Source organism: Rhodococcoides sp. S146-33, from assembly GCF_059489205.1.
In genome coordinates this window covers 1-21,623 of the sequence record NZ_JCAJWY010000010.1, presented here as the reverse complement: position 1 = coordinate 21,623, position 21,623 = coordinate 1, and the positions used below count along the sequence as shown (strand labels likewise).

Sequence of the window (21,623 nt, the reverse complement as noted above, 5' to 3'; positions counted from 1 at the left end):
ACGGAATCTCCGGCTATGACGACGACACTACCGATCGGGCTCACGGTCACCGCACGCGTTCCGGCGTCCAGTGCCAACATCGGGCCCGGATTCGACAGTCTCGGAATCGCTCTGGGGCTCTACGACGAAATCGAGGTCACGACCACTGCGTCGGGGCTGAGGATTCATGTCGACGGCGAGGGCTCGGCGGATGTCCCGTGGGGTCCGACGCATCTGGTGGTGCGCGCCATCGAGCGCGGGCTCGAAGCTGCCGGAGTATGGGCGGACGGTTTGGATGTCCACTGCCGCAACGCAATTCCTCATTCCAGGGGTCTCGGTTCGTCGGCGTCGGCTGTGGTCGGGGGCCTCGCAGCGGCCAACGCGCTCGCTGCGAAAGTCGATCCGTCCAGTGCATTGTCGGAGGGTCAGCTCGTTCAGTTGTCCTCGGAATTCGAGGGGCATCCCGACAATGCGTCGGCGAGCTGCCTCGGCGGAGCAGTCGTGTCGTGGAGCGAACCGCCCAATGCCAGTGTGACGGCGCGAAAGTACGCGGCCGTCCGCCTCGACGTCCATCCGAGCATCAGGGTCGTCGTGCTCGTGCCGTCGGAGCGTTCGTCCACCTCGCACACGCGGGGTCTGTTGCCCGAGTTGGTGCCCCACCGCGATGCGGCCTTCAACGTGAGCCGGAGCGCTCTCGCGGTGGTGGCGCTCACTCGCCGTCCGGATCTGCTGATGTCTGCGACGGAGGATCTGCTGCATCAGGGCCAGCGGGCCCAGGCGCTACCCGACACCACACGCTGGATCGCGACCTTGCGCGCCCGCTCGATCGCCGCAGTAGTGTCCGGCGCAGGCCCTACCGTCATGGCCCTGTGCACCGACGAGTTCCCGGCCGATCTGCGCGACGCTGCGTCGGCCGAGGGGTGGCGAGTTCTCGACCTCGAGGTGGCCGACGGAGTCACGGTCGAATGACCGACACCGAATAGGGTTCTTGCCGAGCGAGGACAACGACGCTATGGTGATCCCTGTCCGTACATCGTGCGCTTCAGACGCCGGTTTCGTCAGGGCAATCAGGTCGCTGTACTCGGGGGAGTCAAAAATCCGAGTGATGTGACGCTCCTGACTCGATCCTCCCCGTGGTTCCCTGCGGTCTCGGATCGATGGTGTCGTCGACGGAGTGCGTCGAACATGAACGGCAATATCCGAGTTCGGCAGAACGTCGAACTGCGGAACGAACCCTCGGCTGCGCATCGAGCGAGCGAGGGAAGGAAAGGACCTCCGTGACCGATACGGAACTTATCTCTGCGCCCGAAACGTCACGTCGACGTGCAGGCCTGTCCGGAATGGTTCTCACCGAGCTACGCAGCCTCGCTGGCGAACTCGGCATCAAGAGCATCTCCGGCATGCGCAAGGGCGACCTGATCGCAGCCATTTCCGAGCGTCAATCGGGTGCTGCCTCGGCGAAGTCGGCCAAGTCCGACGCCCCGAAGTCCGACGCCCCGAAGTCCGACGCGCCCAAGACGCGTCGCGCCGCTGCGTCGACACCCGCCGTCGAAGATGGACCTGCCGCAGCACCGGCACCGGCACTCGAAGTGCCGACGTCCGACGCCTCGTCGACGCAGTCGGGCGATGCCGCAGACGCGGCCCCGGAAACCGGTCGCCGCGCACGTGGCCGTCGAGCAGCAGGTCGCCGCGCAGGTGCACCCGATCAGCTCCCGCTCGACGGCGGCGACAACTCGGCTGAATCCGAGACCGCTACAACTGCTTCCTCCGCGGACACCGCGTCGAGTGAAAAGCAGGACGAGGGCGACAACGCCGCCTCCGACCGGCCCCGACGCAGTCGGGGCGAGCGGAACCGCCAGGACGGATCCGACCGGGAACAGCGGGACGCCGACGGCAACCGCGACAACGCGGCTCGTGACAACGCAAGCCGTAATCAGGGCGACCGCGACACCGCCACCCGCGAGAACGGCAACCGTAACCATAACGACCGCAACCAGGGCGATCGCAACCAGGGCGATCGCAACCAAGGTGATCGGGACAATGCCAACCGCGACAACGGTGGTCGCAATCAGTCCGATCGCAACGGTCGCAACCGCAATCAGGGCGATGGTCGCAACGACAACCGCAACGATGGTCGCAACGAGGAGCGGAACAACGGTCCTCGCGACAACCGCGACAACAATCAGGACGACGAGGGCGAAGGCAGGGGTCGTCGGGGTCGTCGGTTCCGTGAGCGGCGTCGTGGACGCGACCGTGGCGAGGGCAACGACGGCGGCGGCGGAGGGCGCGAGCGCGACACCGAGATCCGTGAGGACGACGTACTCCAGCCGGTAGCCGGCATCCTGGACGTTCTCGACAACTACGCGTTCGTCCGTACCTCGGGCTACCTGGCCGGACCGAACGACGTCTACGTGTCGATGAACCTCGTTCGCAAGAACGGTCTTCGTCGCGGCGATGCCGTCACCGGCGCAGTCCGAGTGGCACGCGAAGGTGAGCAGTCGAGCCAGCGGCAGAAGTTCAACCCGCTCGTGCGACTGGACACCGTCAACGGGGGAGAGGTCGAGGCTGCCCGCAAGCGTCCGGAATTCGGCAAACTCACCCCGCTGTATCCCAACCAGCGTCTGCGTCTCGAGACCCAGCAGAACATCCTCACCACGCGCATCATCGACCTGGTGATGCCGATCGGCAAGGGCCAGCGTGCGCTCATCGTGAGCCCGCCGAAGGCCGGTAAGACCAGCGTTCTGCAGGCCATCGCCAACGCGATCGCCATCAACAATCCCGAGTGCTACTTGATGGTCATCCTCGTCGACGAGCGTCCCGAAGAAGTGACGGACATGCAGCGCAGCGTCAAGGGCGAGGTCATCGCCTCGACGTTCGACCGGCCGCCAGGCGATCACACCGCGGTTGCCGAGTTGGCGATCGAGCGGGCCAAGCGCCTGGTCGAAGCCGGACAGGACGTGGTGGTTCTGCTCGACTCGATCACCCGTCTGGGACGTGCGTACAACAACAGCTCACCGGCTTCGGGACGAATCCTGTCCGGTGGTGTCGACTCGACCGCGCTGTATCCGCCGAAGCGGTTCCTCGGTGCGGCTCGCAACATCGAGCACGGTGGATCGCTGACGATCATCGCCACGGCCATGGTCGAGACCGGATCCACCGGCGACACCGTGATCTTCGAGGAGTTCAAGGGCACCGGTAACGCCGAGCTCAAACTGGATCGCAAGATCGCGGAGCGACGCGTGTTCCCGGCGGTCGACATCAACCCGTCCAGCACCCGCCACGACGAACTGCTTCTGGCTCCCGACGAGGCGGCAGTGGTCCACAAGCTGCGCCGCGTGTTGTCCGGACTCGACTCGCACCAGGCCATCGACTTGCTGGTCGACCGCCTGAAGAAGAGCAAGAACAACCTCGAATTCCTGATGGAAGTCTCGAAGACAGCTCCCGGCGGCAACAACGACTGATCGGTTGTTCCCCGGATCTTTCACCGGGGAACAAGCCGGCAGGTGCGTGCGTTGTAAGCATCTGTCGGCACAGAAGTACCGACGATTAGCAGGGCGGATGCACGCTCTGGCATAATCAACGGCCGAGTCCGGTTCCGGTTCACGTCTTCGATCGGCGAAGGCGACCCGGCGACCATTACAAAGAACGGTAAGGACACCATGAAGGCAGGAATTCACCCCGACTACACACTGACGACAGTCGTCTGTGGTTGCGGAAATACTTTCGAGACCCGAAGCACCACCGACAAAGAGCGCATCAGCGTCGAGGTCTGCTCGCAGTGCCACCCCTTCTACACCGGCAAGCAGAAGATTCTCGACACCGGCGGCCGCGTCGCACGCTTCGAGGCTCGCTACGGCAAGCGCGCCGGCAAGAAGGCCGACGCAGACAGCTAGCTGTTCCGCCGACGCCCGTCCTGTGATCAACAGGACGGGCGTCGGCTTTTTTGTGTCCACACCCAGTTGCACCCGCGTTCGAGAGTGAGTCATCCCCATGGCGAGAACAGTGAAGCCTTCGGCCATCGACGACATCCTTGCCGAACACTCCGGGCTCGAGCAGCAACTCGCTGACCCAGCGCTGCACAACGACCCGTCCGCGGCGCGCAGGGCAGGCAAAAGATTCGCCGAATTGGCTCCGATCATGTCCGCGCACACCAAGTTGACCGCCGCGCAGGACGACCTCGAAGCCGCACGTGAACTCGCTGCCGACGATTCGTCGTTCGCGGCCGAGATCCCCGATCTCGAGGCCACCGTGCTGCACCTCGAGCAGACCCTCACCGACCTGCTCGCACCACGAGACCCGCACGACGGCGACGACATCGTGATGGAGGTCAAGTCAGGTGAGGGCGGCGAGGAATCGGCGCTCTTCGCGGCCGATCTCGCGCGGATGTACGTGCGCTACGCAGAACGCCGTGGCTGGCGGGTCGAGGTGCTCGACGCCAACGTCTCCGACCTGGGTGGGTACAAGGACGCGACCCTGTCGATCAAGACCAAGGACCCACTCGACGGCGTGTGGGCGCGACTGAAGTTCGAGGGTGGCGTGCACCGGGTGCAGCGGGTGCCGGTCACCGAATCTCAAGGACGCGTGCATACTTCCGCGGCCGGGATTCTGGTCTATCCCGAACCCGATGAGGTCGAAGAGGTTCAGATCGACGAAACCGATTTGCGTATCGACGTCTACCGCTCGTCCGGCAAGGGCGGCCAGGGAGTCAACACCACCGACTCCGCGGTTCGGCTCACCCACCTTCCCACGGGCATCGTGGTGACCTGCCAGAACGAGCGCTCGCAGCTGCAGAACAAGGCGCGCGCGATGCAGGTTCTGGCAGCTCGCCTCCAGGCGGCCGCAGAGGAAGCAGCCAACGAAGAGGCTTCGGCCGGCCGGGCCAGCCAGGTGCGTACCGTCGACCGCTCGGAGCGGATCAGAACCTACAACTATCCCGAGAACCGCATCACCGATCACCGCATCGGCTTCAAGGCGCACAACCTCGATGCCCTGCTCGACGGCGAAATGGATGCGTTGCTCGACGCGCTCGCCAAAGCGGACCGCGACGCTCGGATGCAAGCAGAGTAGTTGGGGCGCAGAGCTTTTCAGATTTCGATCGGCCGGTCCATCGCTCGGTGCGATACCCTTGTTTTCCAGGTTCGACCCCGCACGAGCGCCCCGAGAGGCACAGCAGAATGAACCAGGCCTTGACACCCGCAGGCGAGAACGCCGTCACCGAGCTGTCGTCGCGCTACGGCATCTCGACAGACGCGGTCCGCACCATGCTCGACGCCGTCAACAACGGTCGCGGCACCATGGCGCAGTTCAACATTCCCGAGCTCGGTGGCAGCGGACAGTGGATGCGCGGCGGAATGACCATGGTGGGCAATATGTTCGATCACGGGCTCAAGAGCCGGGTCGACGGCCTGTGCCGTGATCTGTCTGCGGTGCTGTCGCAGCATCAGGTGTATCCGCCGCGGGAGGCTGCGGGTGGGTCGTTCGGTGGTAACTCGTTCGGGTCCGGTTCGTGGTGGCCATCGGATCTGGGTTCGCCGAGTTCGAGCGGCGGCCAGAACGGGTCGCAGTACGCGGTGTTCCCGGGTTCTCGGAGACTCGCGGTGCTCGTGGGCGGCGAATTGGCTGTGTACGACACGCTGGACCACTCCATCGGGGGAGTACAGCAACAGCAGGGCGGTGGACCGGGGTCGCTGGAGTTCACCAGCCAGTACGGCACGTTCAGTGCAGGGAGTCTGCCTCGGGTGGACCAGCAATCGAGCGGAACGAACTCGCGGAACCAGTCCGCATCGCAGGCCTACCCGCAACAGTCCTCGTCGCAGCAGTCTTCGGTTCCGCAGGTCTCGAACCAGTCCGGGGTCGGGGGGAACCAGGTCGGTGTCGACATCTCCGAGATCACCGCTGCGATCGAGGCCCTCGCCGGATTGCACGCGAAGGGGTTCCTCACCGACGACGAGTTCTTCGCCAAGAAGTCGGAGCTACTGGGACGCGTGTGAGTGAGTTGTCGGAGCGTCGTGGCAGTCTGAACCTGTGAGCCGCAAGCCGCTACGCCTAGCAATCCTCGAAGCAACATCGATGCTCGAGGCGGCCGGCGTGCCGAGTCCACGTGTCGATGCAGAACTTCTTGCCGCGCACCTCGTCGGTGTGGAACGTGGCCGTCTCGGTCTTGTTCCTCTCGTCGAACCCGAGCTGATCGAGGCGTACTTCCGGACCATCGAGCAGCGCGCGAAACGTATTCCGCTGCAATACATCACGGGTAAGACCTCGCTGGGCAACATCGACGTCGAAGTGGGTCCGGGTGTCTTCGTGCCGCGTCCGGAGACCGAGCTGCTGTTGGCCTGGGCCCTCGCGTTCCTCGAAAATGTGGACCACCATCCGCCCGTGATTCTCGACCTCTGCACGGGTTCGGGTGCGCTGGCACTCGCGATCGCCAACGCTCGGCCGGACGCCGTCGTGCATGCCGTCGAGCTGGATCCGTCCGCCTTGGCGTGGGCGAGGCGTAACGCAGATCTGCGCAGCGGTGAGGGCGATACCCCGATCACGCTGCACCACGGCGACGTCACGGCACGTGATGTGTTGGTCGAACTCGACGGCGCAGTCGACATGATCGTCGCGAATCCGCCGTACGTCCCGGAAGGGTCACAACTCGATCCCGAAGTGATCGATCACGATCCGCACATGGCTCTTTTCGGCGGTGCCGACGGACTGTCGGTGATCGAGCCGATGGTCGGCAACATCGCCCGTTGGCTTCGAGTCGGCGGCGGCGTCGCGATCGAGCACGACGACTCCAACGGTGACGAGGTGGCGGCACTGCTGTCCCGGAGACGGGTGTTCACCGAGGTCATCGCGCATCCGGACCTGGCAGGCCGGCCCAGGTTCGTCGTCGCCACACGGGCGCACCCCGCCTCGCCCTGACAGCGGGAGCGGCACCTGACACCACTTCGTTACCGCAAGTGGAAGGATGGGCACCGTGAGTACCGTTTACGACTGCAGTGAAGCCGATGCGCGCGCTGCGGGATTGACCGCGGCCCGCGGTGCCCTCAAGTCCGGCCGACTCGTGGTGATGCCCACCGACACCCTGTACGGGATCGCCGCCGATGCCTTCGACGGCAGCGCAGTCACAGATCTGCTGCGCGCCAAGGGGCGGGGACGCGATATGCCCGTGCCCGTGCTCGTCGGCTCGTGGAACACCATCGACGGCTTGGTCCAGAGTGTCCGGCCACGCACCCGAGATCTGATTCGCGCGTTCTGGCCCGGCGCGTTGAGCATCGTCGTCCAGCAGGCGCCGTCGCTGGCGTGGGATCTGGGTGATGCCCAGGGCACGGTCATGTTGCGTATGCCGCTGCATCCGGTCGCGCTCGAGTTGCTGCGTGAGGTCGGCCCGCTCGCGGTGTCCAGCGCCAATATCTCGGGAAGCCCGCCTGCCACCACGGTGACCGAGGCACGGGACCAGCTGGGTGGGTCGGCGGCGGTCTATCTCGACGGGGGACCGGCAGATCATGCGGTGGCGTCGACCATCGTGGATCTGACGAGCGACCGCGCGCGAATTCTGCGGGTCGGTGCCATTCCCACCGAAAAGATTGCCGAGGTTCTCGGTGTCACCGCCGAAAGCCTGGTCCCGGGAGCGTCCTGACATGCCCGTCCGTGCCGCATGAGTGTCGAGTTGCTGGCTCAGTCGAATCTGGGGGCAGGCGTTCCCATTCGGGAGCTACTGCTGGTCTTTCTCACTGCCGCCGTCGTCACGTTCTTCGCCACCGGTGGAGTCAGAGTGGCGGCGATCAAGTTCGGTGCTGTTGCCATTCCGCGCGATCGTGACGTCCATGTGCAAGCCACCCCGAGGCTCGGGGGAGTGGGCATCTACGTGGGCATGCTCGCCGCCCTGCTCTTCGCGTCGCAGCTGCCTGCCCTGGCCCGGGGTTTCGACGTGGCGTACAACCGCGATATTCCGGCCGCGCTGGTTGCCGGCTTCGTGATCGTGTTGGTCGGTGTCATCGACGACCGCTGGGGCCTGGATGCCCTGACCAAGTTCGTCGGGCAGGTGACGGCAGCGGGCGTGTTGGTGATCATGGGTGTCAGTTGGGTCGTGCTGTATCAGCCCTGGGGAGGTGAGCCCGGTCAGCCGGGCAGCACCCTGGTCCTCGATCAGCTACAAGCCGGACTGGTGACGGTTCTGATCACCGTCGTGATCGTCAACGCCATGAATTTCGTCGACGGCCTCGACGGGTTGGCCGCCGGTCTCGGGCTCATTTCCTCGGTGGCGATCTGCATCTTCTCGGTGGGGCTGCTGCAGGAGCAAGGCGGCGATGTGGGCGTCTACCCGCCGGCTCTGATCGCTGCTGCGCTGGCCGGTGCCTGTCTGGGATTCTTGCCGCACAATTTCCAGCCTGCGCGCATATTCATGGGCGATTCGGGCTCCATGCTCATCGGGCTGACGCTGGCCACGATCTCCACGAGTGCCTCGGGGAGGATTCCGTTGACGGCGTACGGCCCACGCGATCTGCTCGGCCTGTTGTCGCCGCTTCTGCTGGTCGGTGCCGTGATGCTCATCCCGATACTCGATCTGCTGCTGGCCGTCATCCGTCGCACGCGGGCCGGACGAAGCCCGTTCAGTCCGGACAAGATGCATTTGCATCATCGGCTCCTGCAGATCGGTCACTCGCATCGACGGGTGGTACTGGTGATCTACCTGTGGGTCGGTGTACTCGCTTTCGGGGCGGTCGGGTCATCCCTGCTCGATCGGCGCATTGTTGTGCTCCTGGTTGCCGCCGGTCTCGTATTCGCGCTGGTGGTTACCGCCGTCCCTACCTTGCGGGTGGATCGATCGAATGGTCCGGAACGTCGAAGCGCACGACGAGGCGGCTGATCCCGTCGGTTGTTCGCGGTCGCGAGCTGGGTACCCTCGACAACTGTGACCTTCACTCCGCAGTCCATGCCCGACCAATTCGCGCCGCTTCGCGCCGCCGTCCGTTACGGACTGATCGGCCTGGTGGTGTTGACGGTGGTGAGTGTCGGTATGTCGGTGACTGCGGCCGGCACTCCCGGCCTGTGGGGATCGCTGATCGGCGTGGCCATCGGCGGAGGGTTTGTGATCACGACGGCCCTGTCGGTCGCTCTCACCACGCGTTTTCCGGCTTCGGCGGTCGGAGCGCTGTTGCTCGGTGGTTGGTTGCTGAAGATGGTGATCGCGCTGATCGTGCTGGTCGCGCTCAAGGATGCCGAGTTCTACAGCCGCTACGCGCTGGGGCTGACGATCCTGGGGGCGCTGGTGGTCGTGCTCGGCGCCGAGGTCTTCGGCGTCGTCAAGACGAAAGTCGCCTACGTCGACAGTGCTCCGTCCGCCGACCACCCCGACAGTCGGTAGTACGACACGACGTCGTAATCGGTTAAGCTGAGGCCCGCCTACACAACGTCGTAGTTCTGTTGATAAAGTTTGTATCAAGCGGTGGGTAAGACCGGGACAAAAGAGACTTTTTCCCCGGACCGGACCCCCGCAGGTAGCAGTCAGCGTGAGCTTCCTTACAGTAGGCCCGTAGTCACAGACTTCGGCAACGTAAGGTTTCGCCCTGAGAGTTGCCGAGTCGACGTGAGTCGCCGACACCCGACAGACGCTTGGCCGATGAAGACCGGGCCTCAGCCTCTGACGATTGCGAGCCGATTTTCGTCGACTTGATAGATCGTCATTGTCCGATCGAACCGCAGCCGCTACCGGCTGCGGCCCGAACACGGGAGAGACCGCTGAGCGTCACCAACCTGGCTGCGGAGTTCAGTCCGCCGTCACTATCCGATTTCTTTCCGCCCGCGGTGCTGTTCGAGGGAACTCCGTTCGAGCTCGACCGACTGATGCTCATCCGCATCCTGATGTCGGCGCTGCTCATCATCTTCATGCTGATTGCTCTGCGCAGCCCCAAGATCGTGCCTCGTGGAATTCAGAACATGGCCGAGATCGCTCTCGACTTCGTTCGCATCCATGTTGCTGAGGACGTACTCGGCAAGGAACAGGGACGTCGTTTCCTGCCCGTCATCATGACGATTTTCTTCACAGTGCTGGCGGTGAACGCCAGTGCCGTCATTCCGTTTCTCAACATCTCCTCCAATGCGCGCATCGGCCTGCCGATCGTCCTTGCGGCGGTCGCGTATGTCGCGTTCATCTACGCCGGTGTGAAGAAGTTCGGCGTCGGCAAGTTCGTCAAGGGCACGATCGTCATCCCCGGCATTCCGCCGGCCATGCACGTGCTGCTGATTCCGCTCGAGTTCGTCTCGAACTTCGTCCTCCGGCCGTTCACGTTGACCGTGCGTCTGCTGGCCAACATGCTCGCCGGCCACATCATGCTGGTGCTGTTCTTCAGCGCCACGCAGTTCTTCCTCTTCGAGGCCTCTGCTGGCCTGAAGATCTTCGCCGCACCCTCGCTCATCATGGGCTTCCTGTTCACGATGTTCGAGATGCTGGTGATCTTCCTGCAGGCATATATCTTCGCGCTGCTCACGGCGATCTACATCGACCTGGCGCTGCACGCGGACTCGCACTGACCGACCAACAGACCGAACTAGCTACACCGCCACCTCCGACACCCGGATGTGGACCGAAGAAAGGGAACGGAAAACCGAATGAGCCTTGAAGTTCTGGCCCAGGCGCAGGAAATCACCGCTAACGGATACGGCGCCATCGGCTACGGCCTCGCAGCGATCGGTGGTGGCATCGGCCTCGGCCTCGTCGTCGCCAAGAACATGGAAGCCACCGCTCGCCAGCCCGAGCTGGCCGGTCAGCTCCGTACGACCATGTTCCTCGGCATTGCATTCACCGAGTCCCTCGCCCTGATCGGCCTCGTCGCCGGCTTCATTCTCTGAGAGCGCGATGACAAACGCGATAACGCTGCTCGCAGCCGGGGAAGGTGAATCCCAGAACCCGCTGCTGCCCGCAACATACGACATCGTTTGGTCGATCGTCTGTGTCGTGATCATCGGCTTCCTGTTCTGGAAGTACGTCGTACCGCGTTTCCAGACGGTTCTCGCCGAGCGCTCCGAGCTCATCGAAGGCGGAATCAAGAAGGCCGAGCAGGCTCAGGCCGAGGCCAAGGCCGCGCTCGAGCAATACCACGCTCAGTTGGCCGATGCCCGTTCCGAGGCCGCGCAGATCCGTGAGGACGCGCGTACCCAGGGGCAGGCGATTCTCGCCGAGATGAAGGAAAAGGCGCAGGAAGAGAGCGACCGGATCGTGGCTGCAGGCCACAATCAGCTCGTTGCTCAGCGTCAGCAGATCGTCACCGAACTTCGTGGAGATCTGGGACGTACGGCCGTCGAACTCGCTGAGAAGGTCATCGGAGAGCAGCTGTCCGACGACGCGAAGCGTTCCAGTTCGATCGATCGCTTCCTCAACGAGTTGGATTCCGTCACCGCGGACTCCGCATCCGGAAAGTGAGTCGAACCATGTACGCAACTTCTCGTGAGGCACTCGCCCGCACGCGGTCGGTTGCCCACGAAGCTCTGGGGTCCGCGTCGGGAGGCGAGGCGACAGCCGTCGCGGCTCAGACCGGAGCCGAGTTGTTCGCCGTCGTCGAGACTCTCGACGCGCAGCGCACGTTGCGTACCGCTCTCGCCGACTCATCGGTCGAGGGCGATCGGCGAAGCGCTCTGGCCGGAGAGGTCTTCTCCGGCCAGGTGTCGAATGCAACGGCAACGATCGTCAAGGCTGCTGCCGGCGAAAGCTGGTCCAACGCCCGCGACCTACTGAACTCCCTGGTCGAGTTGGGACGCGAAGCTCTGCTCCGTGCCGCGGCCGATCAGGATCAGCTGGACACGGTCGAGGACGAGTTGTTCCGGCTCGGACGCATCGTGGCCGGTAACCCGCAGCTCGAGCAGGCCCTGTCGGATCGCTCGAAGCCGTCGCAGGCGAAACGCGAACTGCTCGGTCGTCTGCTGTACGGCAAGGTCACGGCAGTTACCGAGGCGCTCGCAGTTCAGGCTGTGACGCGTCCCCGCAAGACTGCCCCCGCGGATGTTCTGAACGGCTTGGCAGATCTGGCCGCCGAACAGCGTGACCGCGCGGTTGCACACGTCCGCAGCGCAGCCCCACTGAGCGACAGTCAGCTCGAGAAGCTGACGGCAACCTTGACCCGCACGTACGGCAAGCAGGTCACGGTGCATGTAGAGGTCGATACCGAACTGCTCAGCGGACTTGTCGTTCGTATCGGCGACGAGGTCATCGACGGTAGCGGGGCAGGCCGCCTCGCTGCATTGCGAAAGACGCTCAAATAGTCCGACACGGACACAGTAACGAGAAGAAGCGTCTCGACTTTCGAGACATTTCACCCCGCGATCATTTGAAGGAAGAGCAGGAAACACTATGGCGGAGCTGACGATCTCCTCCGACGAGATCCGTAGCGCGATCGATAACTTCACCGCGAGCTACTCACCGGAGTCTTCCCGCGAGGAGGTCGGCACGGTTACGGACACGAGCGACGGAATCGCTCACGTGTCCGGATTGCCGTCGGCGATGTCCAACGAACTCCTGGAATTCCCCGGCGGAGTCCTCGGTGTCGCGCTGAACCTGGATGCCACCGAAATCGGTGCCGTCATCCTCGGTGACTACGAGCACATCGAAGAAGGCCAGGAAGTCAAGCGCACCGGAGACGTGCTGTCGGTCCCCGTGGGCGACGGCTACCTCGGCCGCGTCGTCGACCCCCTCGGCAAGCCCATCGACGGCCTCGGCGACATCGAGTCCTCCGAGACCCGCGCCCTCGAGTTGCAGGCTGCCTCGGTGCTCGAGCGCCAGCCTGTCGAGGAGCCGCTGCAGACCGGTATCAAGGCGATCGACGCCATGACCCCGATCGGCCGTGGCCAGCGTCAGCTCATCATCGGCGACCGCAAGACCGGCAAGACCGCGGTCTGCATCGACGCCATCCTGAATCAGAAGGCCAACTGGGAGAGCGGCGACGAGAAGAAGCAGGTTCGCTGCATCTACGTCGCTATCGGCCAGAAGGGCTCCACGATCGCAGGCGTCAAGGCTGCACTCGAAGAGCAGGGCGCACTCGAATACACCACCATCGTCGCCGCACCCGCGTCCGATTCGGCCGGCTTCAAGTGGCTCGCTCCGTACACCGGCTCGGCCATCGGCCAGCACTGGATGTACCAGGGCAAGCACGTCCTCATCGTGTTCGACGACCTGACCAAGCAGGCCGAGGCGTACCGCGCCATCTCGCTGCTGCTGCGTCGTCCGCCGGGCCGCGAGGCATACCCCGGTGACGTCTTCTACTTGCACTCCCGTCTGCTGGAGCGCTCGGCGAAGCTGTCCGACGAGCTCGGCGGCGGATCGTTGACGGCTCTGCCGATCATCGAGACCAAGGCCAACGACGTCTCGGCATACATCCCGACCAACGTCATCTCCATCACCGACGGCCAGGTCTTCCTGGAGTCGGACCTCTTCAACAAGGGCGTCCGTCCCGCGATCAACGTGGGTATCTCGGTTTCCCGAGTCGGCGGTGCTGCGCAGACCAAGGGTATGAAGAAGGTCTCCGGATCCCTTCGCCTCGAGCTCGCTCAGTTCCGTGAGCTCGAAGCCTTCTCCGCATTCGCGTCCGATCTCGACGCTGCGTCCAAGGCACAGCTCGAGCGCGGCGCTCGCCTGGTGGAGCTGCTCAAGCAGGATCAGTACGCACCGGTGGCTGTCGAAGACCAGATCGTCTCGATCTGGCTCGCCGGACAGGGCACGTACGACTCCGTCCCGGTCGGCGATGTTCGCCGCTTCGAGACCGAGCTGCTCGAGGATCTGCACCGCAACGCAAGCGGCGTCTACGACAGCATCGCCGGTGGCAAGGCTCTCGACGACGACAACCAGAAGGCACTGACCGAAGCGACCGAGAAGTTCAAGGCCGGTTTCGTGGACTCGGACGGCAACCGCGTCGTCAACGAGGCCGAGGCAGACACTCTGAACGCCGACGAGGTCAGCCAGGAGCAGGTCAACGTCACCCGCAAGACAGTCAGCAAGTAGGCCGGCGATGACAGGTGACAAGACGAGCACAGAAGGGAGCGTGAACAGCTAGATGGCAAGCATTCTCGAGCTTCGCTCCCGTATCAAGTCGGTCAACTCGACGAAGAAGATCACCAAAGCGCAAGAGTTGATCGCAACTTCGCGAATCACCAAGGCGCAGGCCCGCGTTGCCGCATCGAAGCCGTACGCGGAAGAGATCACCAAGGTGCTCTCCGCGTTGGCGAGTGCATCGAGCTCGCTCGATCACCCGTTGCTCAACGAGCGACCCGAGCCCAAGCGTGCCGCAGTCCTGGTCGTGACCAGTGACCGCGGTATGTGCGGTGGCTACAACTCCAACGTCCTCAAGGAATCGGAAGAGCTGTTCCAGCTCCTCCGCTCCGAGGGCAAGGATCCGGTCATTTACGTACTCGGGGCAAAAGGCCTGGGCTACTACACATTCCGCGAGCGGGACGTGAAGGGTGCCTGGACCGGCTTCTCCCAGGAACCCGGCTACGCCGACGCAGCGAAGGCCAGTAAGCATCTGGTCGAGCTGTTCATGGCGGGCTCGGGCACCGAGGTCGACGCTCCCAACGGTGAAGGCACCGTCGAGGGCGTGGACGAGTTGCATATCGTCTACACCCGCTTCGTGTCGATGCTCACGCAGAAGCCCGAAGTTCGCCGAATGGCACCACTCGAAATCTCGTACACAGACGAGGAATTCGAGATGGGTGCGGATGCGTTGACGGACTCGCCGACGGCAGATGTGCAGGCACAGTACGAATTCGAGCCGGAGGCAGGCACTCTGCTCTCGGCGCTGCTGCCCAAGTACATCAGCACCAGGATCTACGCGTCGTTGCTCGATGCAGCAGCGTCGGAGTCCGCGGCGCGTCGTACCGCCATGAAGGCAGCGACGGACAACGCGAACGAATTGGTCGAGACCTTGAGCCGTCAGGCCAACCAGGCTCGGCAGGCCCAGATCACCCAGGAAATCAGCGAAATCGTCGGTGGCGCCAACGCGTTGGCCGACAGCGCAGGAAGTGACTAAGCAATGACCGCAGCAGTAGCCCAAGAGAACGCGAGCGGAGCGGACACTCAGTCCGGCCGTGTCGTTCGGGTCATCGGCCCCGTTGTGGACGTCGAGTTCCCGCGCGGCTCGATTCCCGCACTGTTCAACGCCCTCAACGCAGAGGTCACTCTGCCGACCGTGGCCAAGACCTTGACGCTCGAGGTAGCCCAGCACCTCGGCGACAACTTGGTTCGCACCATCTCGATGCAGCCGACCGACGGCCTCGTCCGCGGCACCGCTGTCGTCGACTCGGGCAAGCCGATCTCGGTTCCCGTCGGCGACGTCGTCAAGGGCCACGTCTTCAACGCCCTCGGTGACTGCCTGGACACCCCCGGACTCGGCCGCGACGGCGAGCAGTGGGGCATCCACCGCAAGCCCCCAGCCTTCGACCAGCTCGAGGGCAAGACCGAGATCCTCGAGACCGGTATCAAGGTCATCGACCTTCTCACCCCGTACGTCAAGGGCGGCAAGATCGGACTGTTCGGTGGTGCCGGTGTCGGCAAGACCGTGCTGATCCAGGAAATGATCACCCGTATCGCACGTGAGTTCTCGGGCACCTCGGTGTTCGCAGGCGTCGGCGAGCGCACTCGTGAGGGCACCGACCTTCACCTCGAGATGGAAGAAATGGGCGTCCTCCAGGACACCGCCCTCGTCTTCGGCCAGATGGACGAGCCGCCGGGCACGCGTATGCGCGTCGCTCTGTCCGCACTGACCATGGCGGAGTACTTCCGCGATGTGCAGGGCCAGGACGTGTTGCTCTTCATCGACAACATCTTCCGGTTCACGCAGGCAGGTTCGGAGGTGTCGACCCTTCTCGGTCGTATGCCCTCGGCCGTGGGCTACCAGCCCACGCTGGCGGACGAGATGGGTGAGCTCCAGGAGCGCATCACCTCGACCCGCGGACGTTCGATCACCTCGCTGCAGGCGATCTACGTTCCCGCCGACGACTACACCGACCCGGCACCGGCAACGACGTTCGCGCACCTCGATGCGACGACCGAGCTCTCGCGTCCGATTTCGCAGATGGGTATCTACCCCGCTGTGGACCCACTGAGCTCGACCTCGCGCATCCTCGAGCCCGGCATCGTCGGTGCGGAGCACTTCCGCGTCGCCAACGAGGTCAAGCGGATCCTGCAGAAGTACAAGGAACTGCAGGACATCATCGCCATCCTCGGTATGGACGAGCTCCAGGAAGAGGACAAGGTTCTGGTCGGCCGTGCACGTCGCCTCCAGAAGTTCCTCGGCCAGAACTTCATCGTTGCCGAGAAGTTCACCGGTGAGGCCGGTTCGGTCGTGTCGCTCTCCGACACCATCGAGGCATTCGACAAGGTCACCAAGGGTGAGTACGACCACCTTCCCGAGCAGGCCTTCAACAGCTGTGGCGGTCTCGACGATGTCGAGGCAGCCGCGAAGAAGATGGCCGGAAAGTAGACCGACGTGACTTCTTCCGAGAAGAGCGGCATGGAGGTCTCCCTGGTCGCTGTGGAGCAAAAGCTGTGGTCCGGTACCGCGACCATCGTCAGCGCTCAGACCACCGAAGGTGAGATCGGCATCATGCTGGGCCACGAGCCTGTCCTCGGGCAACTGATCGAGGGCGGCACGGTGTCGATCACGACGACCGATGGCGAAAAGATCATCGCCGCCGTCCACGGTGGATTTCTGTCGGTGACGGGCAAGACGGTGACCGTACTGGCGGAGTCGGCTGATTTTGCCGACGACATCGATGTAGAAGCGGCACGGTCCGTAGTGGCAGAGAACGGCGACGACCTGGAGGCCATTGCTGTGGCCAAGGGACGTATCCGCGCTGTCGAGCGGTCCTAGGTTCACGAGAAGCCGCGACGAGACCTGCGATGCCTTCTGGATTGATTGCTCTGATCATTCTGGTTGTGCTGCTTGCAGGACTCGTCGCGGCTTTTGCGTACCGTTTGGCGGTGCTGCGACGGGGAGGCACGGCTGCGATCATGCGGGTGCTTCCGTCAGACGGCGGCGCCGGTTGGCGGCATGGCATCATTCGGTACGGCGACAACACGCTGGTGTTCTTCAAGTTGTCGAGCCTGCGACCCGGCCCTGATCACCGCCTGGGTAGGCAGGATATCCACGTGGGGGAGCGGCGGGCCCCACGCGACACAGAGTTCGACATCATGACTCCGGACATCGCTGTGCTGGAGTTGACGCACAGCGGCAAGAATTACGAAATGGCTTTGGACAGAAGTGCGTTGACCGCTTTCCTGTCCTGGGTGGAATCCCGACCGTCCGGCCGCTCGCGTCGCAGGCGGCCGGCGGCGTAATCAGTTCTCGTCGGTATCGGGTTCGCTCGTGGTCCGACTCGACCCCGGTACCCACTGGATGTCGCCCTCGGGATTGGCGTACCGACTGAGAATGAACAGCAGGTCCGAAAGCCTGTTGAGGTATTTGGCCGGCAAATCGCTCGTTGATTCGGGGCCGGCGTGAACCGCGGCCCAGGCCGATCTCTCCGCGCGCCGTGCGACGGTTCGCGCAACATGCAGCAACGCTCCCAAAGGTGTGCCGCCGGGCAGAATGAACGACGTCAACGCGGGCAACTCGTCGTTGAATTGGTCGCACCATGCTTCGAGACGGTCGATATACCTCTGATCGATCCTCAGCGGTGGGTATTCCGGATCCGCCACGACGGGCGTCGACAGATCGGCACCCGCGTCGAACAGGTCGCTCTGAATGGTTCGAATCACGGCGCGCACCGCTTCGCTCGGATTTCCCAGTGCCAGTGCGACTCCGAGGCTGGCGTTGGTTTCGTCGCAGTCTGCGTAGGCGATCAGCCGCGCGTCGTTCTTGGAGACCCTCGAGAAATCGCTCAATCCCGTGGTCCCGTCGTCGCCGGTCCGAGTGTAGATACGAGTGAGGTGAACGGCCATGCGGCTACGGTACCGCGCGGGTGACGGTCGGTACCGCTGGCTACGCTGTCGAAGTGAGCGAACGTTTCTTGGTCAACGGTGGTAACCGCCTCGTCGGTGAGGTGGCGGTCGGCGGCGCGAAGAACAGCGTCCTCAAGCTGATGGCTGCTGCGCTACTTGCCGAAGGCACCAGCACGATCACCAATTGCCCCGACATCTTGGATGTGCCTTTGATGGCAGAGGTGTTGCGTGGGCTCGGGTGTGAGGTCGACCTCGAAGGTTCGGTCGTTCACATCACCACCCCTGCGATGCCCAAGTATCACGCCGATTTTGCGGCCGTTCGACAGTTCCGAGCATCGGTGTGTGTGTTGGGCCCGCTGGTGGCGCGATGTAAACGGGCCGTCGTAGCCCTGCCGGGCGGCGACGCCATCGGCTCACGACCCCTCGACATGCACCAGTCCGGTCTGCAGTTGCTGGGTGCACGTAGCGAGATTCAGCATGGATGCGTCGTAGCCGAGGCCGACGAGCTGCGCGGCGCGAACATCAGGCTGGCTTTCCCTTCCGTGGGAGCGACGGAGAACATCTTGATGGCGGCGGTACTCGCTACGGGTGAGACCGTGATCGACAATGCAGCACGCGAACCGGACATCGTCGATGTGTGCAACATGCTCAACGAGATGGGTGCCGATGTGCAGGGTGCCGGTACGTCGACGCTCACCATTCGCGGTGTCAGTGCGCTGAAGCCGACCACTCATCGGGTCATCGGCGATCGGATCGTGGCTGCTACGTGGGGGATTGCCGCGGCGATGACGCGAGGCGATGTCCGAGTGCGGGGGGTCAACCCCAAGCATCTGTCGCTGGTTCTGGACAAGCTGCGTTCTGCCGGTGCCGAGGTGACCAGCGAGCCGGACGGCTTCCGCGTCGTTCAGCACGAGCGGCCGCGAGCGGTGAACTTCGCGACGTTGCCCTATCCCGGGTTCCCCACGGATCTTCAGCCGATGGCAATCGGCCTTGCAACAGTCGCCGACGGGACGTCGATGATCACCGAGAACGTATTCGAGGCGCGCTTCCGGTTCGTCGAGGAAATGATCCGGCTGGGCGCTGACGCTCGTACCGATGGCCACCATGCTGTGGTGCGCGGTGTGCCGCAGCTCTCCAGTGCACCGGTGTGGTCGTCCGACATTCGGGCAGGGGCAGGGCTGGTGCTGGCCGGGCTGGTGGCCGACGGAACGACCGAGGTGCACGACGTGTTCCACATCGACAGGGGCTACCCGCGATTCGTGGAAAACCTGACTGCTCTCGGCGGGGACATCGAGCGAGTCAGCTGACGCCCTTTCTTTCGAGCGCGTCGACCAGCACTCCCAAGGCACGTTGGAATCGATCGTCGGACACCGAGCCGTAGCCGACGACGACTCCACCCTGGGTGGTGGGCGACCGCGTCGAGTGTTCGAGGGTGGGCACGTCGACCCCGTTAGTTGCACAGTCGGCTGCGACGTCGCGTGCTACGTCGGTGTCGAGCATCAGCACGGTATGCAGGCCGGCACCGACACCACGAAGCTCGCCGAATCGAGAGAGTGCGGCGGCAACGATGCGGTCACGTGCGCGATAGATTCGACGCGCGGCGCGTACGGATCGGTCCCATTCGCCGTCGCGGAGCAGTGAGCTCATGGCGTATTGGATGGGAATCGAGGGGTGGTCGCCGATTGCGCGACGCGTTTCGGTGATGCGCTCGACCATCGACGGGGGAGCCACCATCCATCCGAGCCGCACGCCGGCACCCAACGTCTTCGACACGGTTCCCAGGTAGACGGCGTTGTCGGGGACGAGCTCGGTAACGGTGGGCAAAGGTGCTATGCCGTAACGGAATTCGGAATCGTAGTCGTCCTCGATGATGGTCGATCCGGTATTCCGCGCCCAGTCCGCGAGGGCGCGCCTACGAGCTATGGGCATGAGCCCGCCGGTGGGGTACTGGTGCGAGGGGGTGACATAGACGGCAGGGGTCCTTGGAGGTGCAGTCTCGAGTTCTCCGACTTCGAGGCCCCCACGGTCGACGGGGACGTCGTGAACGGTCCACCCGCGGTGCTCAGCGAGGGCGGCGGCAGATCGATAACCCGGATTCTCCAGTGCGAGAACCTTTTCGACGCCGAGGTGCGCCGAAAGTGCGCCCAGCGCAAGGTCGAGGCCGTGAATGCTTCCTGTTGTGACGACGATCGAGTCGGCGGTGGTGTGCAGTCCGCGCGCACGGCCGAGCAGATCTGCGATGCGTGTTCTCAGGTCCAATAAGCCCGCTGGATCGGGGTAGTCGCCGGGTGGAGGCGATGCGCCCACATCTCGCCAGGCTCGCTTCCACGCTTCGGACGCACGAGGAGGAGTCCACGGTATTCCGGGTCGCAGCGAAATGCGATGCGCAACCGGTGAGTCTTCCCGTGCTGGTCGTAGCCGACGGTGCGACCGAACGGCATGCGGAACATCTCGGACGTAGTTGCCCGATCCGCGACGTGCGTCGAGCCATCCCTCGGCGACGAGCTGTTCGTACGCCTTCTCGACCACGGCGCGAGCCAGTCCTACTTCGACGGAAAGTGCTCTGGTACTGGGTAATCGGGCTCCTGGTGCAAGTTCCCCGCGATCGATCGCCGTGCGAATGCCGTCGGCTACCTGAACGGGCAACGTACGACGGTCGGCGCGATCGACCGTGATCGACAGCGAATTCGGCGGCAAGGTCATCGTGCGTCACCGATCCAAGTAGGTAAGTGGCCTAGCAAAGTTACTGTCTATTGGACCATGACAGTGAGCCAAACAAGCAGGATCCTGTCTTCATGACGATCGATGAGGAACCCCTGTCCCCGACGCCCAGAACCGCGGTGATCCGTGGTCGGCAGCGCGCTCTAGCGCAGCGATCGGCACTGCTGGACGTGCTCGGCTCGGCGCGCCTCTGCCATCTGGGCGTAGTGGTGGAGAACGTGGCGCGGGTGCTTCCGACCGTGTTCGGCGTTGATCCCGACGGCCCGGACAGGGCCGGGACTCTGTACCTGCACGGCTCGGTCGCCTCTCGCAGCCTGATCGAGGCTCCGGCACAGGACATCTGCGTGACGGTCACCGTGGTCGACGGGTTGGTCCTGGCTCGTTCCGCGTTCCACCACTCGATGAACTACCGAAGTGCCGTCATCGTCGGGCTCCCGCGTCGAGTGGAGGACGAGAGGGAGCGGGTCCGCGCGTTGGACGCAATAGTCGACCAGGTCGTTCCCGGTCGAAGTGCGCACCTGCGTGCGCATACGAGAAAGGAACTCGCAGCGACCAGTGTGCTGGCGCTTCCGCTGTACGAGGCATCTGTGAAGGCGCGTGCCGGCGGACCCGTCGACGACGAGTCCGATATCGCTGCCGGGGGAGTGTGGGCGGGTGTCGTTCCCATCGGTGAAAGCGTCGGTCATGCCGAACGTGGCGACGACGTGGACCCGCGCCTTGCGATGCCGGATCATGTCTTCGCGTTGTCACGCCTGTGAAACCAGTATCGCCGGCATTTCCCGCAAATATGGTGGGCGTCACACGAGAGCATTTGTCTGCCGGGTCGACGGGGCAGGGGCGCGTATGGGCTCTTACCTGCGCAGATGACCGCAACCCCTCGGTTCACCTGCCGATTTGCACGGGTGGGGTTGGTGGCGTAACTTTTGTCGAGTCAGAGCGACGGACACCGACCCAGTCTTCACGGACAGGGATACGAGGTTGGACGTGTGGCCTGGCAGGTTGTATCCCC

Annotated in this window: 22 protein-coding genes; 20 read left to right on the top strand and 2 right to left on the bottom strand. The window is 63.9% G+C overall.

What is annotated here, in order from left to right; genetic code table 11:
- Positions 1-15: 15 nt before the first annotated feature.
- From thrB to AC5WEY_RS24435, 18 genes are all read left to right on the top strand, one after another.
- Positions 16-948, top strand: coding sequence for a homoserine kinase (thrB, locus tag AC5WEY_RS24520; RefSeq protein WP_495647902.1), 933 nt, complete (start codon positions 16-18; stop codon positions 946-948).
- A gap of 308 nt (positions 949-1,256) precedes the next feature.
- A complete protein-coding gene (gene rho, locus AC5WEY_RS24515; protein ID WP_495647901.1) occupies positions 1,257-3,440 on the top strand; it encodes a transcription termination factor Rho in 2,184 nt (727 codons plus the stop codon).
- A gap of 198 nt (positions 3,441-3,638) precedes the next feature.
- A complete protein-coding gene (gene rpmE / locus AC5WEY_RS24510) occupies positions 3,639-3,872 on the top strand; it encodes a 50S ribosomal protein L31 (protein ID WP_008715081.1) in 234 nt (77 codons plus the stop codon).
- Positions 3,873-3,969: 97 nt separating this feature from the next.
- A complete protein-coding gene (gene prfA / locus AC5WEY_RS24505; protein ID WP_094704270.1) occupies positions 3,970-5,046 on the top strand; it encodes a peptide chain release factor 1 in 1,077 nt (358 codons plus the stop codon).
- Positions 5,047-5,153: 107 nt separating this feature from the next.
- On the top strand, positions 5,154-5,969 hold the full coding sequence (locus AC5WEY_RS24500; RefSeq protein WP_057477864.1) for an SHOCT domain-containing protein: 816 nt from the start codon (positions 5,154-5,156) through the stop codon (positions 5,967-5,969).
- A gap of 34 nt (positions 5,970-6,003) precedes the next feature.
- The gene (gene prmC / locus AC5WEY_RS24495) at positions 6,004-6,888 is read left to right on the top strand and encodes a peptide chain release factor N(5)-glutamine methyltransferase (protein WP_495647900.1); all 885 of its coding nucleotides are present in this window, start codon (positions 6,004-6,006) and stop codon (positions 6,886-6,888) included.
- A gap of 55 nt (positions 6,889-6,943) precedes the next feature.
- Positions 6,944-7,606, top strand: coding sequence for an L-threonylcarbamoyladenylate synthase (locus AC5WEY_RS24490; protein ID WP_057477881.1), 663 nt, complete (start codon positions 6,944-6,946; stop codon positions 7,604-7,606).
- Positions 7,607-7,624: 18 nt separating this feature from the next.
- Complete coding sequence (locus tag AC5WEY_RS24485) at positions 7,625-8,836, top strand: glycosyltransferase family 4 protein (protein ID WP_094704273.1); 1,212 nt, start codon at positions 7,625-7,627, stop codon at positions 8,834-8,836.
- A 66-nt stretch (positions 8,837-8,902) separates the two neighbouring features.
- Positions 8,903-9,334 (top strand): Cg1360 family ATP-synthase-associated protein, encoded by a 432-nt coding sequence (locus AC5WEY_RS24480; protein ID WP_495647948.1) that lies wholly within the window; start codon positions 8,903-8,905, stop codon positions 9,332-9,334.
- Between the two features lie 389 nt (positions 9,335-9,723).
- Positions 9,724-10,500 (top strand): F0F1 ATP synthase subunit A, encoded by a 777-nt coding sequence (gene atpB, locus AC5WEY_RS24475; protein WP_495647947.1) that lies wholly within the window; start codon positions 9,724-9,726, stop codon positions 10,498-10,500.
- Between the two features lie 78 nt (positions 10,501-10,578).
- Positions 10,579-10,818, top strand: a complete 240-nt coding sequence (locus AC5WEY_RS24470) for an ATP synthase F0 subunit C (RefSeq protein WP_027497904.1) — start codon at positions 10,579-10,581, stop codon at positions 10,816-10,818.
- Between the two features lie 7 nt (positions 10,819-10,825).
- The gene (locus tag AC5WEY_RS24465) at positions 10,826-11,389 is read left to right on the top strand and encodes a F0F1 ATP synthase subunit B (protein ID WP_495647899.1); all 564 of its coding nucleotides are present in this window, start codon (positions 10,826-10,828) and stop codon (positions 11,387-11,389) included.
- Positions 11,390-11,397: 8 nt separating this feature from the next.
- Positions 11,398-12,225: a F0F1 ATP synthase subunit delta gene (locus AC5WEY_RS24460; RefSeq protein ID WP_495647898.1), complete on the top strand. Its 828-nt coding sequence runs from the start codon at positions 11,398-11,400 to the stop codon at positions 12,223-12,225.
- A gap of 88 nt (positions 12,226-12,313) precedes the next feature.
- Entirely contained in the window at positions 12,314-13,957 is a 1,644-nt protein-coding gene (gene atpA / locus AC5WEY_RS24455; RefSeq protein ID WP_032378884.1) for a F0F1 ATP synthase subunit alpha, read from the top strand.
- Positions 13,958-14,009: 52 nt separating this feature from the next.
- On the top strand, positions 14,010-14,981 hold the full coding sequence (locus AC5WEY_RS24450; RefSeq protein ID WP_032373970.1) for a F0F1 ATP synthase subunit gamma: 972 nt from the start codon (positions 14,010-14,012) through the stop codon (positions 14,979-14,981).
- Between the two features lie 3 nt (positions 14,982-14,984).
- A complete protein-coding gene (gene atpD, locus AC5WEY_RS24445) occupies positions 14,985-16,433 on the top strand; it encodes a F0F1 ATP synthase subunit beta (RefSeq protein ID WP_495647897.1) in 1,449 nt (482 codons plus the stop codon).
- A 30-nt stretch (positions 16,434-16,463) separates the two neighbouring features.
- On the top strand, positions 16,464-16,823 hold the full coding sequence (locus AC5WEY_RS24440; protein WP_057477869.1) for a F0F1 ATP synthase subunit epsilon: 360 nt from the start codon (positions 16,464-16,466) through the stop codon (positions 16,821-16,823).
- A gap of 29 nt (positions 16,824-16,852) precedes the next feature.
- Complete coding sequence (locus AC5WEY_RS24435) at positions 16,853-17,290, top strand: DUF2550 domain-containing protein (protein ID WP_495647896.1); 438 nt, start codon at positions 16,853-16,855, stop codon at positions 17,288-17,290.
- Here AC5WEY_RS24435 and AC5WEY_RS24430 read toward each other — a convergent pair whose 3' ends face one another.
- A complete protein-coding gene (locus tag AC5WEY_RS24430) occupies positions 17,291-17,893 on the bottom strand; it encodes a cob(I)yrinic acid a,c-diamide adenosyltransferase (protein ID WP_495647895.1) in 603 nt (200 codons plus the stop codon).
- A gap of 53 nt (positions 17,894-17,946) precedes the next feature.
- On the opposite strand from AC5WEY_RS24430, the gene murA reads away from it, so the two are divergent.
- On the top strand, positions 17,947-19,200 hold the full coding sequence (murA, locus tag AC5WEY_RS24425) for a UDP-N-acetylglucosamine 1-carboxyvinyltransferase (RefSeq protein WP_057477883.1): 1,254 nt from the start codon (positions 17,947-17,949) through the stop codon (positions 19,198-19,200).
- Here murA and pdxR read toward each other — a convergent pair.
- Positions 19,193-20,596, bottom strand: coding sequence for a MocR-like pyridoxine biosynthesis transcription factor PdxR (gene pdxR, locus AC5WEY_RS24420; RefSeq protein WP_495647894.1), 1,404 nt, complete (start codon positions 20,594-20,596; stop codon positions 19,193-19,195). The two genes, murA and pdxR, sit on opposite strands and share 8 nt — an antisense overlap.
- Before the next feature lie 92 nt (positions 20,597-20,688).
- Between pdxR and AC5WEY_RS24415 the strand changes: the two genes are divergently transcribed.
- The gene (locus AC5WEY_RS24415; protein WP_495647893.1) at positions 20,689-21,372 is read left to right on the top strand and encodes a pyridoxamine 5'-phosphate oxidase family protein; all 684 of its coding nucleotides are present in this window, start codon (positions 20,689-20,691) and stop codon (positions 21,370-21,372) included.
- Positions 21,373-21,623 lie beyond the last annotated feature (251 nt).

Excerpts from the sequence above, each read along its gene's own strand:
- thrB (WP_495647902.1), top strand. The coding sequence starts at position 16 with ATGACGACGACACTACCGATCGGGCTCACGGTCACCGCACGCGTTCCG.
- rpmE (WP_008715081.1), top strand. The coding sequence starts at position 3,639 with ATGAAGGCAGGAATTCACCCCGACTACACACTGACGACAGTCGTCTGT.
- prfA (WP_094704270.1), top strand. The coding sequence starts at position 3,970 with ATGGCGAGAACAGTGAAGCCTTCGGCCATCGACGACATCCTTGCCGAA.
- AC5WEY_RS24500 (WP_057477864.1), top strand. The coding sequence starts at position 5,154 with ATGAACCAGGCCTTGACACCCGCAGGCGAGAACGCCGTCACCGAGCTG.
- AC5WEY_RS24485 (WP_094704273.1), top strand. The coding sequence starts at position 7,625 with ATGAGTGTCGAGTTGCTGGCTCAGTCGAATCTGGGGGCAGGCGTTCCC.
- AC5WEY_RS24480 (WP_495647948.1), top strand. The coding sequence starts at position 8,903 with ATGCCCGACCAATTCGCGCCGCTTCGCGCCGCCGTCCGTTACGGACTG.
- AC5WEY_RS24470 (WP_027497904.1), top strand. The coding sequence starts at position 10,579 with ATGAGCCTTGAAGTTCTGGCCCAGGCGCAGGAAATCACCGCTAACGGA.
- AC5WEY_RS24465 (WP_495647899.1), top strand. The coding sequence starts at position 10,826 with ATGACAAACGCGATAACGCTGCTCGCAGCCGGGGAAGGTGAATCCCAG.
- AC5WEY_RS24460 (WP_495647898.1), top strand. The coding sequence starts at position 11,398 with ATGTACGCAACTTCTCGTGAGGCACTCGCCCGCACGCGGTCGGTTGCC.
- atpA (WP_032378884.1), top strand. The coding sequence starts at position 12,314 with ATGGCGGAGCTGACGATCTCCTCCGACGAGATCCGTAGCGCGATCGAT.
- AC5WEY_RS24450 (WP_032373970.1), top strand. The coding sequence starts at position 14,010 with ATGGCAAGCATTCTCGAGCTTCGCTCCCGTATCAAGTCGGTCAACTCG.
- atpD (WP_495647897.1), top strand. The coding sequence starts at position 14,985 with ATGACCGCAGCAGTAGCCCAAGAGAACGCGAGCGGAGCGGACACTCAG.
- AC5WEY_RS24440 (WP_057477869.1), top strand. The coding sequence starts at position 16,464 with ATGGAGGTCTCCCTGGTCGCTGTGGAGCAAAAGCTGTGGTCCGGTACC.
- AC5WEY_RS24435 (WP_495647896.1), top strand. The coding sequence starts at position 16,853 with ATGCCTTCTGGATTGATTGCTCTGATCATTCTGGTTGTGCTGCTTGCA.
- AC5WEY_RS24430 (WP_495647895.1), bottom strand. The coding sequence starts at position 17,893 with ATGGCCGTTCACCTCACTCGTATCTACACTCGGACCGGCGACGACGGG.
- pdxR (WP_495647894.1), bottom strand. The coding sequence starts at position 20,596 with ATGACCTTGCCGCCGAATTCGCTGTCGATCACGGTCGATCGCGCCGAC.
- AC5WEY_RS24415 (WP_495647893.1), top strand. The coding sequence starts at position 20,689 with ATGACGATCGATGAGGAACCCCTGTCCCCGACGCCCAGAACCGCGGTG.